Origin of the sequence: Ornithinimicrobium cavernae, from assembly GCF_003121625.1 — a bacterium.
Classification (GTDB): Bacteria; Actinomycetota; Actinomycetes; order Actinomycetales; family Dermatophilaceae; genus Ornithinicoccus; species Ornithinicoccus cavernae.
In genome coordinates, this window is the sequence record NZ_QDDJ01000002.1 from 185,553 (window position 1) to 202,629 (window position 17,077).

The 17,077-nt window shown below is 70.7% G+C and carries 15 protein-coding genes, 1 tRNA gene and 1 riboswitch; of the genes, 5 read left to right on the plus strand and 11 right to left on the minus strand.

The genetic code is table 11. The annotated features are described in order from the left end of the window. Positions 1-4: 4 nt before the first annotated feature. The 3 genes from DA085_RS02650 to DA085_RS02660 are packed head-to-tail and all read right to left on the minus strand — an operon-like array spanning position 5 to position 2,256. Positions 5-775, minus strand: coding sequence for an MSMEG_4193 family putative phosphomutase (locus tag DA085_RS02650; RefSeq protein ID WP_109471380.1), 771 nt, complete (start codon positions 773-775; stop codon positions 5-7). Further along, positions 775-1,824 (minus strand): LLM class F420-dependent oxidoreductase, encoded by a 1,050-nt coding sequence (locus tag DA085_RS02655; protein WP_109471381.1) that lies wholly within the window; start codon positions 1,822-1,824, stop codon positions 775-777. Before DA085_RS02655 ends, DA085_RS02650 begins: the two co-directional genes overlap by 1 nt. A 3-nt stretch (positions 1,825-1,827) precedes the next feature. Beyond that, positions 1,828-2,256, minus strand: a complete 429-nt coding sequence (locus tag DA085_RS02660; RefSeq protein ID WP_154402078.1) for a hypothetical protein — start codon at positions 2,254-2,256, stop codon at positions 1,828-1,830. Between the two features lie 110 nt (positions 2,257-2,366). On the opposite strand from DA085_RS02660, the gene DA085_RS02665 reads away from it, so the two are divergent. Further along, on the plus strand, positions 2,367-2,552 hold the full coding sequence (locus DA085_RS02665) for a DUF5703 family protein (RefSeq protein ID WP_109471383.1): 186 nt from the start codon (positions 2,367-2,369) through the stop codon (positions 2,550-2,552). Positions 2,553-2,630: 78 nt separating this feature from the next. Here the strand turns inward: DA085_RS02665 and DA085_RS02670 are convergent, their stop codons facing one another. The 5 genes from DA085_RS02670 to DA085_RS02690 form a co-directional block, all read right to left on the minus strand. Next, complete coding sequence (locus tag DA085_RS02670) at positions 2,631-3,968, minus strand: M20/M25/M40 family metallo-hydrolase (protein ID WP_109471384.1); 1,338 nt, start codon at positions 3,966-3,968, stop codon at positions 2,631-2,633. An 86-nt stretch (positions 3,969-4,054) separates the two neighbouring features. Next, positions 4,055-4,846 carry an energy-coupling factor transporter transmembrane component T family protein gene (locus tag DA085_RS02675; RefSeq protein WP_109471385.1) on the minus strand — a complete coding sequence of 264 codons (792 nt, stop codon included), beginning with the start codon at positions 4,844-4,846 and terminating at the stop codon, positions 4,055-4,057. Next, a complete protein-coding gene (locus DA085_RS02680) occupies positions 4,843-6,615 on the minus strand; it encodes an ABC transporter ATP-binding protein (RefSeq protein ID WP_154402079.1) in 1,773 nt (590 codons plus the stop codon). Before DA085_RS02680 ends, DA085_RS02675 begins: the two co-directional genes overlap by 4 nt. Further along, positions 6,612-7,172 (minus strand): ECF transporter S component, encoded by a 561-nt coding sequence (locus DA085_RS02685; protein WP_237565265.1) that lies wholly within the window; start codon positions 7,170-7,172, stop codon positions 6,612-6,614. Before DA085_RS02685 ends, DA085_RS02680 begins: the two co-directional genes overlap by 4 nt. A gap of 59 nt (positions 7,173-7,231) precedes the next feature. Then, positions 7,232-7,903 (minus strand): YkoF family thiamine/hydroxymethylpyrimidine-binding protein, encoded by a 672-nt coding sequence (locus DA085_RS02690; RefSeq protein WP_109471388.1) that lies wholly within the window; start codon positions 7,901-7,903, stop codon positions 7,232-7,234. Positions 7,904-7,954: 51 nt separating this feature from the next. Further along, positions 7,955-8,062, minus strand: a riboswitch (TPP riboswitch). Between the two features lie 87 nt (positions 8,063-8,149). Between DA085_RS02690 and DA085_RS02695 the strand changes: the two genes are divergently transcribed. Both DA085_RS02695 and DA085_RS02700 read left to right on the plus strand, forming a co-directional pair. Further along, on the plus strand, positions 8,150-8,749 hold the full coding sequence (locus DA085_RS02695; RefSeq protein WP_237565266.1) for a TetR/AcrR family transcriptional regulator: 600 nt from the start codon (positions 8,150-8,152) through the stop codon (positions 8,747-8,749). Next, on the plus strand, positions 8,746-10,332 hold the full coding sequence (locus DA085_RS02700) for an MDR family MFS transporter (RefSeq protein ID WP_109471390.1): 1,587 nt from the start codon (positions 8,746-8,748) through the stop codon (positions 10,330-10,332). Before DA085_RS02695 ends, DA085_RS02700 begins: the two co-directional genes overlap by 4 nt. A gap of 79 nt (positions 10,333-10,411) precedes the next feature. Here the strand turns inward: DA085_RS02700 and DA085_RS02705 are convergent, their stop codons facing one another. Beyond that, a complete protein-coding gene (locus DA085_RS02705) occupies positions 10,412-13,780 on the minus strand; it encodes an AfsR/SARP family transcriptional regulator (RefSeq protein ID WP_109471391.1) in 3,369 nt (1,122 codons plus the stop codon). 224 nt (positions 13,781-14,004) lie between these two features. Here DA085_RS02705 and DA085_RS02710 point away from each other — a divergent pair, with 224 nt between their 5' ends. Together DA085_RS02710 and DA085_RS02715 are read left to right on the plus strand one after the other, a co-directional pair. Beyond that, positions 14,005-14,634 carry a DUF4386 domain-containing protein gene (locus DA085_RS02710; protein ID WP_161958396.1) on the plus strand — a complete coding sequence of 210 codons (630 nt, stop codon included), beginning with the start codon at positions 14,005-14,007 and terminating at the stop codon, positions 14,632-14,634. Next, positions 14,631-15,347: a DUF4386 domain-containing protein gene (locus tag DA085_RS02715; protein ID WP_202619079.1), complete on the plus strand. Its 717-nt coding sequence runs from the start codon at positions 14,631-14,633 to the stop codon at positions 15,345-15,347. Before DA085_RS02710 ends, DA085_RS02715 begins: the two co-directional genes overlap by 4 nt. Positions 15,348-15,456: 109 nt before the next feature. Here DA085_RS02715 and DA085_RS02720 read toward each other — a convergent pair. Then, positions 15,457-15,540, minus strand: a tRNA-Leu gene (locus tag DA085_RS02720). A gap of 101 nt (positions 15,541-15,641) precedes the next feature. Further along, on the minus strand, positions 15,642-17,045 hold the full coding sequence (locus DA085_RS02725) for a DNA polymerase IV (protein ID WP_109471393.1): 1,404 nt from the start codon (positions 17,043-17,045) through the stop codon (positions 15,642-15,644). Positions 17,046-17,077: the final 32 nt, after the last annotated feature.

The window sequence follows — 17,077 nt, forward strand, 5'->3', positions numbered from 1 at the left end:
GACCCTAATCGCTGCCGGCGCCACCGCCGACGGCTGCATCGTCGTCTGGTCCGCCCGGCCGGGACTCCGCAAGAGCACGGGACAGCCCCGTGAGATCGACGGGGTCGCTGCCGCTGTCGTTGACCCGGAGCACGAAGGGGTGCTGGCTGGCACGGCGCACGATGCTCACCGACGCAGGGTCGATGACCACGCGCTGGAACGCGTCGAGCGGACTGCCGAACGCTGACCCGACGAGGGCCTTGATGACGTCGCCGTGACTCACTGCGACCCACACGGCACCGGGACCATGGGCTGCCTCGATGCGCTGGTCCCACGTGGTGATGGCGTCCACCACCCGGTCGAGCATGTCTGGCAGCGACTCCGCGCGGTAGTCGTCGTGCGGTGGGAAGGTCACGGTGCTGGGACGCTCCTGGACATCACGCCAGAGCGGCTCCTTGGCCAGGTCGCTGAGTTTCCGACCGGTCCAGGCGCCGTAGTGGCACTCTCCGATCCGCTCGTCGACCTCGACGGCGAGGTCGACCCGCCCCGGCGAGACGTTCTGCTCCGATGCCTCTATCGGTCTCTGACCAGCCACAATGGCCTCTGCCGTCTGTCGGCAACGCTCCAGCGGGCTGCTGACGACGGCAGCGAGCGGCGTCGCGCTCAGGCGATCACCGACCCTGCGAACCTGCTCGCGCCCGGTGTCGTCCAGGCTGATGCCGGGTGTCCACCCGGCGAGGGTGCCGTCGGCATTGGCCGCGGTGCGGCCGTGCCGCACCAGGATCACGATGGCCATCAGTCCAGGATGCCGGCCTGCTCGGCGGCGGCCACCGCAGCCTCGATCGCGGCGGTCCGCTCCTCCAGGGTGTCGCCGTACGGCGCTAGGGTGACTGTCGTCATACCGGCCTCTGCGTAGCGGGTGAGCCGTTCGGCGATGCGGTCGCGTGGCCCCAGCAGACTGGTGTCGTCGATGAACTGCTGGGGCACGGCCGCAGCCGCGTCGCGGTACCGTCCGGCGAGATAGAGGTCCTGCACAGTGCCAGCCGCCTCCTCGTAGCCCATCCGCACGGCGAGGGCGTTGTAGAAGTTCTGCTTGCGCGACCCCATGCCACCGACATAGAGCGAGGCATAGCCGCGCACAGCATCGGCGGCGGTGGACACGTCGTCGTGCACGCTCAGCGGCACCGTGGCGTCGAGGCTGAAGGGCCGGTCAGGGTCGCTCGACCGCTCCAGGCCAGTGCGGATCGAGGAGAGCTGCTCACTGGTGAAGTCGGGACTCAGGAAGATGCCCAACCAGCCGTCCGCGATCTCCCCCGTCAGCTCCAGGTTCTTGGGACCGACTGCCGCCAGATGGATCGGCACCGGGTGCTCTGACGGGGCCGCGGTGCTGCGAAGGGCCTTGCCCGCGCCACCGGGCAGGGGCAGCTCGAAGTGCCGACCGTGGTACTCGACCTTCTGCCGGTTGAGGGCCAGCCGCACGATGTCGACGTACTCCCTGGTCCGGTCCAGGGGACGAGCGAAGGGCACCCCGTGCCACCCTTCAGAGACCTGTGGGCCACTGACGCCGAGGCCGAGGTCGAAGCGGCCACCGGACAGTGACCGCAGCCCTGCCGCGGTCATCGCGGTCATGGCGGGTGTCCGACCGGGAATCTGCAGCACCCCTGCTCCGAGGCGGATCCGCGACGTCTGTGCGCCGATCCACGAGAGGACTGTCACCGCATCGATGCCGTAGGCCTCGGACGCCCACACCACGTGTACTCCGAGCTCCTCTGCCCGGCGGACGAGGGCAAGGTTGTCCTGGTCGCGGCCGGTCCCCCACCAGCCGCAGCTCAATCCAAGACGCACCGGTCAGCCCCGATCCCGGTCGTCGTCGGCGTCCGTCTCGTCGTCGGCGTCCTCATCCTCGGTGTCGTCGTCCTCGTCATCCTCGTCGACGTCATACTCGTCGTCGTCCAGGCCCACGTACCCACCCGAGCGGGCGCCTGCGGCCAGGTCGTCGTCGTAGTCGTCGTCCTCGTCATCGTCGAAGTCCTCGTCGTCCTCCAGGACGGTCTCGTCGTCGATGTCGTCCTCCTCGTCGGAGTACACATCGAGCGGTGTGACCTCACCGTAGGCGTCCAGCAGGGCATCGTCGTACGCCACGAAGGCGTCCGCCACCTTGTTGTAGGCCGTCACGACGGCAGGGTCGTTCTCTCCCCGGCGTACGGCCGACAGCTCGAGATGGGTCTCAAGCGCAGCGACAAGGGTGGACAGCGCAGCGCGCGGGTCTGACGTCATGGCATGACGGTAGCGAACTTCGTCCCGCGTCGCCCACGGACTGGGCGGAGTCGGTGCGCGCGTCGCGGCTGAGTTGATTTCTGGTCGCACCCTGCGCAGTATCTGTCTCGATGGCTGAGTACGAGTACCAGATGCTGACGTTCGGTCGGGATGAGTCGCGGGCGGACGTCCGCCAGGCCCTCACCGATCACGCGGAGTACGGCCACTGGGAGCTGTGGCGGGTCAGCCTGTATCTCGGCGGAGTTCGTAAGGCGGTCCTGCGGCGCAGGATCATCCGCGTCCAACGGACCGCCTGAGAACGGCGCTGTGACCCAGTCCGGCTCCGCCGGCACCGCTCAGAGGATGGTGGGGCGTCGGGCACGGACCAGAACGACTCAGCAGTCCTCGATCAGACGCTGCAGCACCCGCGTGCCAAAGGTCAGCGCGTCAACCGGGACCCGCTCGTCGATGCCGTGGAACATACCGACGAAGTCCAGGTCGGGTGGCAGCATGAGCGGCGCGAAGCCATAACCCTCGATGCCGAGCCGGGACAGGTGCTTGTTGTCGGTGCCACCCGACAGGCAGTACGGCAGGACGTGGGCTCCAGGGTCCTCCTTGAGCAGGGCACGCTTCATCGACTCCACCAGCTCGCCACTGGAAGACGCCTCGAGGGCGACGTCCTTGTGGACGATCTCGACCTCCACGTGCTCCCCCGCCAGCTCACGGATGGTGTCCATCAGCTCGTCCTCGTGCCCGGGAAGGAACCGGCAGTCGAGAGAGGCCGAGGCGGTCTGCGGGATGACGTTGTGCTTGTAGCCCGAGTCCAGCATCGTGAAGTTGGACGTGTCCCGCAGAGTGCCCTCCACGAAACCCCGGGCCCCGCCCAGACGCGACAGGATGGACTCGGCGTCCTCCTCGTCCCACGTCGCGCCCGTGATCCCGGCAATGCCCTCAAAGAGCTCCCGCACCGAGGCGATGTAGGTCCGCGGCCACGGATGCGCGCTGATCCGGTTGATGGCGCCGGCAAGCCTCACGAGAGCGTTCTCGGGGTTGGGCACCGAGCCGTGACCCGCACGTCCGTGAGCGTGCAGGCGCAGCCAGGCGATGCCCTTCTCTGCGGTCTGCAGCAGGTAGGCACGTTCCGGCGCACCCGTCGCCTTGCCCTCGAGCGTGATCGAGAACCCGCCGACCTCACTGATCGCCTCGGTGCAGCCCTCGAACCACTCGGGGTGCTTCTCGACGACGTGCCCCGCGCCCTTGACTCCCCCGGCCTCCTCATCGGCAAAGAACGCCCACACGATGTCGCGCGGCGGCTGCTGACCGGTCCGGGCCAGGTGTCGCACGTTGGCCAGGAGCATCGCGTCCATGTCCTTCATGTCGACCGCACCGCGCCCCCAGATGCAACCGTCCTTCTCGACCGCCGCGAAGGGGTCGACCTGCCAGTCCTCCGCCGCGGCGGGCACCACGTCAGTGTGTCCGTGCAGCACGAGGCCGGGCCGGCTGGAGTCCCGCCCGGGTGTCCGGACGACGACGCTGGCTCGGCCGGGGTCGGACTCGGTCAGCTGGGGGTCCAGGCCGACCTCGGTCAGCTTCTCCATGATGTACTCCGCGGCGACGCGCTCTCCCGGCCCGCTGCCGTCGCCGTAGTTGCTCGTGTCGATCCTGATGAGGTCCTTGCAGAGCTGGACGACCTCGTCCTGGGCGGAGGGCACGGTGCTGGAGTCGATAGCCATGGGACCGACCGTACCGCGCCGGATCTGCACGCCGCTGGCGCACCCGGTGCCACTGTGGGCAGCGAACAGGAGGGGGCCGAGGCGTGTCAGCCGAACAAGGCACCTGGCCCACGCAGCAGCCCCAGCTGTGCGCTAGCCGCGAGGACCACGCCGACAACCAGGACGACTCCGGCGACGAACACCCAGTCCGCGGTGGACACCCGGACCGGTCTCCACGTGCTCCGCGGCTCCAGCCCGAGTCCCCTCGACTCCAGTGCCTGCGCGACCCGTTCGCCCTTGCGGATCGAGACGACCAGGAGAGTGAAGACCACCCCGCCGAGGTGTCGTGGACCCCCGGGAGGGCGACCATCCTTCCGACGGTCGCCACGCACCGCGTGGGCGGCGCGGATCAGCGACCACTCGCGGGGCATCTCCTGCAGCATCCGGTAGCCCGCGAGGATCGCGTACGTCGGACGCGCACCCAGCCCGGCGTTGTGGTGCAGGCTCGTCATCAGGGCCACCCCGTCCGTGGACAGGAGGAAGCCGACCGCGAGCACTCCCACGAGCAGGGTCCGGAACGCGAGCGCGGCGCCCACGCTCAGGCCTTCCTCGGTCACCCGCAACGGACCGCTCTGCCAGAGGACGGCGCCCGGACGGCTGAGGGCGTTGACCACGAGGACGCCAGCCGCAAAGGCGAGGAACGGCACGTGCGCGAGGGCGAGGGTCCGGACCGGAGCACCCGATGAGAGCACGACGCCGACGAGGGCGAGCAGATAGAGCACCGCGGGTGTCACCGGGTCGAGGACGAACATCACGACCAGCGAGACGAGGAACAGGACGCCCAGCTTGATGGAGGGGTTGCGTCGAGCCAGCGGCGACGACCGCTCGACGCTTCTCATGCCACTCCGTCCGCCCGGCCCGTCACCGTGGCGTCAAGCCCCTGCAGCACGTGCGCGACCCGTCCAGGCAGGTTCGCCACCAGCCAGGACACCAGTGGCGGCAGCGTCAGACTGGCCCGTGCGAGCACGACCGGGTCCGCGAGGACGCGCTCCGTCGGACCGTCCGCCAGCACAGCACCGTCGCCGAGGACGACGACGCGGTCAGCCAGGCCCGCAACCAGGCGCAGGTCGTGGCTGACGAGCAGGACCGCCCCACCGCCGTCAGCGGTCTCCCGCAGCGTGCGTGCCGTCGCGATGGCGTCGCGACGGTCCAGGCCGAGGGTCGGCTCGTCAGTGAGCAGCACGGGCCGGGGGTGGGCGAGCATCGCGGCCAGGCTGAGCCGCCGCTGCTCCCCGCCGGAGAGCCGGAACGGGTTCTGCCCCACGAGGTGCTCGAGCCGGTGCCGCCGCAGCTGTTCCAGCACCCGAGCGTCCGTGACGTCGGAGGTGAGCCCGTGCGCGATCTCCCCCTCGACGGTGGATGCGAGGAACTGGTGCTCGGCGTTCTGGAACACCAGGCCGGGCCGGTCGCCGAGCACACGACCGGCGACCGGGGTCAGCAGGCCGGCGAGGGTCAGGAGCAGGGTCGACTTCCCGACACCGTTCGCGCCGAGGACGGCCACCACCTCCCCCTCACGCAGGGTGAGGTCCACCCCGGAGAGCAACGCAGCCGACCGTCGGTCCACCCGCCGACCGCCCCGCCCGGGTGCGGGCGCCCGACCGACCGCGAGGCCGCTGGCCTCGAGCAACGGTCTTCCCGTGGCCGGACGGGATCGGGTCCCGGTGGGCCGTCCCAGGGTATGCAGCAGGGCACGGTTGGCCGGTGAGGCCAGCCCGCCCTGGGCACCGGTCAGCGAGCCGAGCTCCGCGTCGAGGGGCAGCCAGCAGCCGGCGGCGCGCAGGGCTGCGGCCTGGTCCTGCAGGACCAGGCTCGTGGGCCCGTCGGCCACGACCTGACCGTCGACGAGCACCACCACCCGCTCCGGCAACCCGGCCACCCCCTCGGCGCCGGCCCACTCGTCGAGGCGGTGCTCCACGAGGATGACGGCGGGCCGGTAGCGCGTCACCGCTGAGCGGACGGCATCCCGGACCGCGGCGACGCCCTCGGGGTCCAGCATCGAGGTGGGCTCGTCGAGCAGCAGCACCTCGGGCTCGGCGACCAGGGCCGCGGCGAGAGCGACCCGTTGGCACTCACCACCGGACAGGTGTGCGGTCGGTAGGTCCCGCAGCCCGGTGGCCCCCACCGAGTCGAGCGCCGACGCGATCCGCCCGCCGATGTGAGCCGGGTCGGTCCCGCGGTTCTCCAGCGGCAGGGCGATCTCCTGCTCCACCACGGGGAGGCACACTGCCGCGGAGGGATCCTGCGCCAGGACCCCGAGGTGGCGGGACCGCTCGACCACGGAGGTCTCTCCTGTCGCCGACCCTGCCACTGTCACCTGGCCCGCCACGGCCGCGGCCACGGTGTGCGGGACGACGCCGGTGACGGCGTGCAGGATGGTGGACTTGCCGCTCCCGGAGGCGCCGAGCACAACGACCTGCTCCCCCGCCGCGATCTGCAGCGACACGTCCCGCAGCGCCTCCTGCTCCCGGCGTGGGAACCTCACGGTCAGGTCGGTGAGCTCGACAACGGACCCCGCCCCGGCCGCGGCCGCCTCCACACCGCGCGCCGGTGCCGCGGCCCGGCCCATCGCGTTCCGGGGCGGACGAACCCGGCCTCCGGGCCGACTCACTGACCGTCCCGCCCACGGCCGATGGCGAAGTTGTCCACGACACCGGTGCGCGCCAGTGCCTCGACCACCACTCGCGCCAGGAGCCCGCCGAGGACGACCCCGGAGACGCACTGCACGGCGAGCCGGAGGGTGAAGAGGTCCTGCCCGTACCAACCGGAGCGGAAGGCGGAGTAGAAGAACACCAGCCCGGCTCCGAGCAGCCCGGAGACCGCGAAGACGGTCCAGCCGTACCGCTTGTACCGGGTGAGGGCGAAGGGCAGCTCGCTGCCCACGCCCTGGATGAGCGCCGCGATGATCAGGGTGGGGCCGACCGGGGAGCCCAGGAAGACCACCTCCACCACCGACGCCAGCACCTCCGCGATCACACCGGCCAGCGGGCGGCGGATGATGGCGATGGCGATCGGGGCGACCAGGAGCCAACCGCCCAGGAGCACGTGCTGGGCCAGGTCGCCCGCGGGCCCCATGAGGATGCTGAGCCCGTTCCAGGTGTGCACGAGTGCCCAGTAGGCGAACCCGAAGACGACACCGAGGACCACCATCAGGACGAGGTCCTTCATCGCCCAACGAGTCCCGCCCCGGGAAGGAGTCTCTGTGGCCCGGGTCGATCCTCCGATGCTCATGCGCGTGAGCCCGTCGGGGACCCCACCGACACGGTGAGGTGGGTGACGACGTGCGGCACGACGGCACCGACCTGGGCCCAGGCATCGACCGCCGTCGCGAGGACCTCGGCGACGTCGCCGGTCAGCGTGGTCGCGTAGTGGGTCGCCGCGCTCACCGTGCCCCGCTCACGGGCGGCTGCGATGGCCCTCTCGATGTGTGCCATGTGGTTCCCGTCCGCGGAGCCACCGTCGAGCAACGGATAGAGGGACCACTGGGCCACCGCCTGCAGTCCGGTCGGGGCGAGGCGAACGGGCGCCGCCGTGGGCAGGCCGGAGACGGTGAGGTCGCAGGTGACCTCACCCGGACACCCGCGTGACAGCAGGACGTGGGCGACGACGTGCCCCCCTCGCGACCGCCGCGACGTGGCCGTGACCAGGGCCGCTGCATACGACGCGAGCCGCTCCTCGGCCGGCCCGGTCCTGGCCCCCACGTAGGTGCTGACCTCGTCGGTCACCACCTCGAGTCCCTCGAGGTGGTCGTCAGCGACGTCGGCGAGCGCGCTGAGGATGACGGCCTCGAAGTCGTCGCAGTGCGGATGGATGCTCAGGCGCATCCCGATGCCCAGGGCATCGGGCGCGGTGTCGGGCGTCGCAGCCAGGGCTGCATCCAGATGGGGCGTGGTGCTCATCGAGGTTCCTTCACTCGCCCACGGGTACCTCAAGACCCACGCCGACAGTGGTGTCACGCGGATGCCCTGCTCCCTACGCCGGTACGAACCGGATCAGGTTGACGGGTCTGCGGACTCTCCGCACTCTCAGCGCCGTTCGGCGCTCCCCGGGGGTTGCTCGCACGGTAGCACCACATCCGTGGCCGGCAGTCCCGGGGGGGGCGGCATCGCTTTGCAGAATTGTGCAGAACTGCATATACTGCAGAAGTGCAACCTTCCGTCTCCCTCCGTGAACGCAAGCGCACCGACACCTTCCGATCCATCCATGACGCGGCGGCCGACCTCGTCCTCGACCACGGGCTGGCCCGCGTCACCGTCGACGAGATCGCCGAGCGGGCCGGTGTCTCGCAGCGCACGTTCTTCAACTACTTCCCCACCAAGGAGGACGCCGTCCTCGGCGTCCACGCCCCCGAGCGCACCGAACGGGCCCTGGCCGCGTTCCGCGACGACAGCGACCGTGACCTGTTCTCCCGGGTGGTCGAGCTCTTCGCCCAGACCATGCGCTCCAGCATCGTGCCTTCCGACGACCCGAGCCGGCGCCGCCGCCTGACGACCGAGCACCCCGAGCTCAAGCACCGCTTCATGATCCGGGTCGCCGACACCGAGCGGCTGGCCATGCAGGTCATCGAGGAGCACCCCGAGGCGCTCCCGAACACGCCCGAGGCGGCGCGCGTCCTGGTCTATCTGGCCGGCGCGGTCGTCCGCTTCACCTTCGCCACCACCCCCGGTGCCATCTCCGGCAACGACGACGAGACGCTGGACCGGGCCATCGCCACCTTCCGAGAGGTTCTCCGCTCCGCACTATGACTGACACCCAGATGACCGTGTCCCGCCGCCCGGGGCACGAGAAGCGCGACATCACCCTGCTGTTCGCCGGCCTCATGATCACCATGCTGCTGGCCTCGCTCAACCAGACCGTCCTCTCCACCGCGCTGCCCACCATCGTGGGCGACCTGCACGGCGTCGACCAGATGCTCTGGGTGATCACCGGCTTCATCCTCGCCTCGACGATCATGATGCCGATCTACGGCAGGCTCAGCGACCAGTTCGGGCGCAAGCCCCTGCTGCTCTTCGCCATCACGGTCTTCGTCGTCGGCTCCGTCATGGGGGCCCTGGCCGGCGACATGCAGGCCCTGATCATCGCCCGCATCGTCCAGGGTGTCGGAGGTGGTGGGCTGATGATCCTGTCGCAGGCCGCGATCGCTGACGTCATCCCGGCACGGGAGCGCGGCAGGTACATGGGAATCATGGGTGGGGTCTTCGCCTTCTCCTCGGTCGCCGGTCCCCTGCTCGGTGGGTGGTTCACCGAGGGTCCCGGCTGGCGGTGGGTCTTCTGGATCAGCCTGCCCCTCGGCATACTCGCGGCCCTGGCGACCATCTTCTTCCTGCCCTCCATCCGCCACTCGGGCACCGACCGTCCCCGGATGGACTACCTCGGGATGGCCCTCATGGCCGCCGCGACCGCCTCCCTGGTCCTGGTGGGCACCTGGGGTGGCGGCGAGTACGCCTGGACGTCGCCGACCATCCTCGGGCTGGCCGGGACCGCCGTCCTGACCGGCGCGCTGTTCCTGCTCGTGGAGTCCCGTGCCGCCGCGCCGATCATCCCGCTGCACCTGTTCCGCGACCGCAACTTCAACCTGACGACCGTGGCGAGCCTCTGCACGGGTGTCGCGATGTTCGGGGCGATCAGCTACCTGCCGACCTACCTGCAGATGACCACCGGTCTGTCCGCGACCGTCGTCGGCCTGCTGATGGTCCCGATGATGGGCTCGATGCTGGTGAGCTCGACCGTCTCGGGGCAGCAGGTGACGCGCACCGGCCGCTACAAGGTCTACCCGATCACCGGGTCGGTCCTGCTCGCCGGCTCGCTCGCCCTGCTCTCGACCCTGCAGGTCGGGTCCCCGATCTGGCTGGTCTGCTGCTACATGGCCCTGATGGGGATCGGCCTGGGGATGAGTATGCAGATCCTCACCCTGATCGTGCAGAACTCCTTCCCGGTGCGTGAGGTGGGCACGGCGACCGCCTCGACCCAGTACTTCCGCCAGGTCGGGGCCACCCTCGGCACCGCCGTGGTCGGCAGCCTGTTCACCAGCCGGCTGGTGCAGCTGGTCGCGGACAAGCTGCCCACAGGGACGGGTCCCGAGGACGGTGCCCACTCCCTCACCCCCGAGCTGGTCAACGGCCTGCCCGACGCGCTGCGCGAGGTGATCATCCAGTCCTACAACGAGGCCCTCATCCCGGTCTTCCTCTACATGGTCCCGCTCGCGCTCGTCGCTGCCGTGGTGCTCCTCTTCGTCCGTGAGAAGGAGCTGTCCACGTCGGTGGAGGACGATGTGCTGGCCGAGTCGCTGGCGGAGGGCCAGATCCTCGTCTCGTCCGAGCAGAGATGAGTCGCGGCCAGCGGTAGCCTCCGACGACGAGACCCTCCTCCGAACGCGACTCTGGCCCGTCGTCAGGTCCGTTGCGGGCTCAGTCGTCGCTCAGACTGGTCAGGACATCCCTCATGCACGTGAGGGCTGCCCGTGCGTCGCGGGCTGGAGCTGGATGACCTCGGGTCCTGGTCTGCGCGTCGAGACGGCGGGTGACCTCGGGACCGAGCTGCGCGCGGACGAGGACGCCGAAGTCGCCGGTCGTGTCGAGATAGGGCAGGACCCGCGCTGCCTCGACGAGATGGTTGGTGGCGGCCATCATGGTGATGAACTCGACGGCGATCATGCGCGTCACGTCGGTGTAGTCGCTGTCGAGCAGGACCTCGATGTTGTCGCGCAGCAGCCGGTAGCCGCGCACCCGGTCGCCCCGCTGGAAGGTGATCCTGGCCTGGACCGTCTGGATGACGCGGTAGCTACCCGGAGGCAGTTCCAGCTGCTCGGCCTCGGTGAAGAACTGCGCCGCCTCGCCGGGTCGCCCCTGGTACTGCGCAGCGTAGCCCTGCATACCCAGTGCGAAGTAGCGCAGCGTGGGCGCTCCGTGACGGTGCCGCTCGGCCATCGTGGCAGCGAGCGTCTCCAGCTCGCGGAAGCGCTGCAGCGTCATCAGGGACGAGGCCACGCCGGACACCTCGACGAGGTCGGCCGCGTGGCCCTCGCCGTGCGCTCGGAGCCAGTCCACGGCAGCGGGTGAGGCCGCGTGCGAGTCTTCCCCCACACCCGACAGGTATGCCGTGTTGAACCGGATGACCGGATGGTCCCGGTAGCCGTACCGACTGACGAGCGCAGCCCAGCCAGCGTGGTCGCCGGCCTGGGCCCGCCGGTGGCCGGCCCACAGGAGCCAGCGCACCACTCGCTCCTCGTCCTCGGCGGGAAGCAGCTGCAGGATCCGCTCGGCCCAGTCACCGATCTCGGCCCGGCGGCGCAGGTCGACCTCTGCCGCCACAGGGCGGACGAGGGCATCGGCCAGGTCGGGGTCAGCGGCGTCACACGCCCAGTCGACCGCGGCACGCAGGTTGGGCCACAGCTCGGCGAGCCGGGTGACACCTTCGATCTCACCGGGTCCCCGCAGGAGGGCGCCGATGCCGGCGACCTGGCCGGCACACCAGGCCGCGTGTCTCCCGGCGACCGCGTCCTGGCCACCGTTCTGCCGGAGATGCTCGAGGGCGAACGCCCGCAGGGTCTCCAGCATCCGGAACCGGCGTCCGAAGGGGCCCGGCTCCACGGCGACCATCGACCGGTTCACCAGGTCGTCGAGGAGCCGGCTGGTCCCGAAGGCGTCGAGGTCCCCGTCGGTGGCTACCTCCTCGACGGCGGTCAGGTCGAACGGCCCTGCGAAGACGGCGAGTCGTTCGAAGATCGCCTGCTGCGGCCGGGACAGCAGGTCGTACGACCACTGCACGGTCGCGCGGAGGGTGCGGTGCCGGCTGGTGCGGGCCCGTCTGCCGCTCTCAAGGAGCCGGAACCGGTCGTCGAGGCGGGCCAGGAGCTGGGCCGCGCTGAGGCTCACGGTCCGTGCTGCCGCCAGCTCGATGGCCAGGGGCAGACCGTCCAGCCGGCGGCAGATCTCCTCCACCTCCGCCCGGTCCTCGTGCAGCGGAAACGCGCCGGCCGCCGCGCGTGCGGCACGGACGAACAACTCGACCCCCGCCCCGGTGGGATCCAGCGGCGCGACGGGGAACACGCGCTCGGCCGGGATGTCCAGCGGTTCCCGCGAGGTGGCCAGCACCCAGGTGTCCGCGCCGTCGTCGGCGATGGCCTGTGCGAGTGCGGCGGCACCCTCCGCCACGTGTTCGCAGTTATCCAGCAGCACGAGGCTGGTGCGGGACCGCAGAGCCGCAACGATCGACTCCGTCCTCGTGCGTCCGACGCTTCCCGCGATGCCGAGCGCCTCGGCGACGGCGTGTGGCACGGCGGCATCACTGGTGACCTCGGCCAGCTCGACCAACCAGGTCCGGCGGCCTGGGTCATCGACGGCGGCGCGGCGCGCGGCGGCGAGGGCCAGCGTGGTCTTGCCGATCCCACCGGGACCCACAAGCGTGACGACCGGGTCCAGCTCCATCGCCTCGGCGACGTCGGCCAGCTCCGCCTCACGCCCGACGAGGCGCACGGCCCGGCCCGGCAGGTTGCCCCTGCCGGCGGTCGCGGTCCTGGGCGGAGGGTGAGCCCCGTCGTCGAGCTGCCAGAGGTCACGCTGCCCCGCCGCGCCGTCGAGTCGGTGGGCACCGAGGGCACGCAGACCTTCGTAGTCGAGGAGCGCAGCCGTCACGTCCGAGACCAGGACCTGGCCGGCGTGGGCGGCGGCGGCCAGCCGCGACGCGGCGTGCACCGTCGGGCCGAAGTAGCCCCCGTTGTGCTCCTCTGTCTCCCCGGTGTGCAGGGCAAGCCGAAGGCGCAGGTCCACGCCGCCGGGCCAGGGCTCCTGGTCGACGGCGAGCTGCAGCTCGAGTGCCCACGCGGCGGCGTCGTCGGCCCGGTGGAAGACCACGCCGATCGACTCGCCCGCCGAGATGTTCACGGTGCCGTGGTGCCGGGCGGTGACCGCGCCGAGCACGGTGTCGAGTCGGGCCATCGCCAGGGCCATCTTCCGCCCATGACTGGCCCACAGTCGGGTGGCGTCGGCCACCTTGGCGAAACCGAAGGTCACGGTCCCGCTCGGACGGGCCGGGCCCGGGAGGGGTGTGACCGGTGCCGGCCCGGGGTCGCGGGCTCCGGTGTCAAGCTCCTCGTCCTGGGCGAGGATCCGACCCTCGAGCTCCCGCAGGCGGGGCCCGGGCTCGACGCCCAGCTCGTCGACGAGGTGCTGACGGGCTCGCTGGTAGGCCCCGAGCGCGTCGGCCTGCCTACCGACCCGGTAGAGCGCGGTCATCAGTGCAGCCCACAGCTCCTCCCGGAACGGGTAGGTGGCAGTCAGCTCGGTGAGCGGTGCGATCACCGCACCTGGGTCGGTGACAGCCTGCCTGTGCAGGACCTGTCCCCGCACGGTCAGCCACTGCTCGACCAGTGCGTCGACCGCGGCCTGTAGGCCGGGGACGCTGAGGCCCGCCAGCGGTGTGCCGGTCCAGGCGCGTAGGGCTCCGTCGAGGTCTCCGTCCGCCAGACGCGCCCGGAACCGTTCCACGTCGACACGCTCTGGGGCGAGGTCGAGCCGGTAGGCGTCACCCACGCGCGCGATCACCTGAGGCCCGAGTACCCGGCGCAGCTGAGCGACATACCCCTGCAGGGTCTTGTCGGCCGTTCGGGGTGGGCGCTCGCCCCAGAGGACATCGATCAGCCGGGTCACCGGCACGGCCTGGCCGACCGAGAGCGCCAGCGCCGCCAGCACTGCTCGGCTCTTGCTGGGCCCGACGGGGAGCGGTGTCCCGTCGTCACCGACGGCACCTATGCCCCCGAGGAGCTGGACGTGCACCATTCAGGTCCTCCTGGCCACGTCCACTCTCGCACACCGGAGGGGCACGCACGGATGACGATGCCGCTTCTCCACCCGTTCCCCACCGTTTCCCCACCGACCGTTGCCACCCTCGAGTCACTACTCCCGGAGTCGGCAGCTCCGCGACCCGGCACCTGTGCCGGGATCCCGCGGGCACAGCCGCTCACCACGCAAAGGAAGAGATCATGACCCGTCAAGGAGCCCTCATGTCCACCAGGATGATCGCGGTCGCGGTCGGAGTGCTGTTCTTCGTCCAGATGGCCACCGCCATGGTGGGCACCTTCCAGATCGACGCCTTCGTCGAAGACGCAGGAGCGCCACCGAGGCTCGGGGTCCTGCTGATGACCGTCTCCGGCCTGGCCGTCGTCGGCATCGGCCTCCTCATGTACCAGGTCCTGAAGGAGGTCAACCGACGACTGGCGATCTGGTACCCCGTACTCCGGATCGTCGAGTGCACCGTGTCCGTCGCCGGCGGCGTCTACCTGCTGAGCACGCTCGAGGTCATCCCCAACCACCTGCTCTGGATCTACGTCCCCACCGGAATCGGCGGTCTGATCCTGTGCTACCTGCTCTACGTCTCCGGCCTGGTCCCCCGCGCCATCGCGATCCTCGGCCTGGTCGGCTACGGGCTGTTCTCGCTGGCTGTGCCCCTGGACTTTCTCGGCACCCTCAACATGAACGAAGGGCTCGGCATGCTGATCCTCGTGCCCGGCTTCCTGTTCGAGTTCGCAGTCCTGCCGATCTGGCTGATCGTCAAGGGCTTCACCTCCTCCCCTGGCAGCGATCTGACCTCGGCCCGGCCCAGTGCCCTGGCTCCGGGACACGCGGTCCGGTGAGCATCGTGCACTCCCCCCAGCGTCTAGCCCGGACTGCGGGCGTCTACTACCTCGTGGTCGCGGTCCTCGGTGCCTTCGCGCACCTGGTCCGGGCCCGGGTGTACGTGCCGGGAGACGCGGCGACCTCGACCCAGAACGTGGTGAGCGACGCCTCGCTCGTCAACTACAGCCTCGTCGCAGACCTCGTGCAAGCCACCTTCCTGGTCCTCGTCGTCATGACGCTCTACCGGCTGCTGCACCACGTCAGCGAGAACTGGTCCCGGGCAATGGTCATCTTCGTCGTCATCGCCGTCGCCATCACCTGCCTCAACATGGTCCACCAGCTCGGTGCACTCCTCATCGCCACCGACCCGGCCTACGCCGCAGCGATCGGAGTTCAGGGTTCAGACGCCCTGGTGCTGCTCATGCTCGACCTGCAGCACCACGGTTACCTCATCGCGCAGATCTTCTTCGGCCTGTGGCTCCTGCCGCTGGGACTCCTGGCCTACCGCTCCGGGATGTTCCCCCGCGTCCTGGGCCAGCTGCTGATGTTCGCCTCAGCCGGCTACCTGCTCGACGTGGGCCTGCAGTTCCTGGCCCCGGACCTCGCCGCCACGTTCAACCCCGCCCTCGTGATCCTCTTCACCCTGGCCGAAGGCTCGATGCTGCTCTACCTGCTCATTCGGGGCGTGCGGCCCGTTCAGGCCGCCGACCACGCACTCCAGGCAGCATGAACCGGGCGCACGTCGGCTCCCTGGGCAGCGCTCGCGAGCCAGCCAGCCCCAGCAGAACGGCAGAAGCCCCGAGCCAGCTGCTCGGGGCTTCTGCGTTCTCCTTCGCGAGTGTCCGGAGGGGGACTTGAACCCCCACGCCCGTTAAGGGCACTAGCACCTCAAGCTAGCGCGTCTGCCATTCCGCCACCCGGACGAGGGTGTCTGCCAGCACCGCTTCACACGGTGGGCAACGACGGGAAAGATTAGCACGCCAAGCCGCGAACTCTGTCCTCGGCCCGGTCCCCCCGACGCCGGTCACCCCGATCCGTCCTCCCGCCAGTCCGGTGGGTCCGCCGCCGTGAGCGCGGGGTCGTCCGCAGGGAAGGTCCGGACCGGCCCCGGAGCCGTCCGCGGCCCCTCGAACCGGACGGTCACCCGGGCGAGCCCGCTCCCCCAGACCCATCCCGCGCCATACTCCTCGTGGCGCACGTCGGCGCCGGGGCGCCACTCCGTGCCGCGGACCACGTCGGGCGTATGCCGACGCTCGGGGGCCTCTGTCCCCGGCGGTCCCCCCGGCGCCGCGCTCGTGCTGTCCGGCACCTCGTGTCCGGTCGGCGGGGCGGCGAAGAGTCCCTCGCCGAGCTCGAGCTCCTCCTGCGCGTGGGTGGTCAGGCCCGAGACCCCGACGCCGAGCAGCCGGATGCCCGACGACACGTCGATCCCGGCGAGCAACCGTCTCGCCTGGCGGCCGATGACGGCCGGGTCCCCGGTGGCGTAGGGCAGCGTGCCCGAGCGGGTCTGCAGGCTGAAGTCGTGCTGGCGAACCTTCACCGTCGTGGTGCGCCCGAAGACCGCGGCGCGACCGATCCGGCTGGCGACCCGGGAGACCATGAGGTCCAGCTCCCGCTCGAGCACCGCCGGGTCGGCGATGTCGGCGTCGAAGGTCTCCTCCACCGAGACGCTCTTGGTCTCCCGCTGTCTCTCCACGGGCCGGTCGTCCTCTCCTCGGGCCAGCCGCACCAGCCCGCTGCCGTGCGCCTGCCCGAAGATCGCGACCAGGTCGGTCTCACTGACCCGCGCGAGGTCGGCAACCGTCTCGACGCCGAAGGCGTGCAGCCGCGCCGCCGTCGCCGGACCGACCCCCGCGATCGCCCGGACGGACATGGGACCGAGGACCTCCCGCTCCGTCCCCGCCTCGATCAGGGCCAGCCCGGCCGGCTTGTTCAGCTCACTGCCGATCTTGGCCATCATCTTGGAGCTCGCGATCCCCACCGAGGCGGTGAGCCCGCCCGTCCCGGCCCGGATCGCGCCCATCAGGTCCTCACCCAGGCGCCGCAGCCCGCCCGGCGACAGGTCGTGCCGGCCCCCGGCGCTCAGGTCGACGTAGGCCTCGTCGACCGACACCTGCTCGACCACGGGTGACAGCTGGCGCAGCAGGTCCATCACCACCCCGGAGCTCAGCCGGTAGGCGTCGAACCGACCGCCCAGGAAGGCCGTTCCCGGCGGGCACCGGCGCCGGGCCTCCGCCGTCGGCATCGCCGACCGCGCACCATACTGCCGGGCCTCGTAGGACGCGGTCGAGACGACCCCGCGCGGCCCGGTGCCGCCCACGACGACGGGCCGGCCGCGCAGCGACGGCTTGTCGCGCTGCTCCACCGCGGCGAAGAACGCGTCCAGGTCCACGTGCAGGATGCTGGACTCGCGGCGGGCGGCGGGCATGGCGCCACTGTGACACAACCCCCGGATAGGGT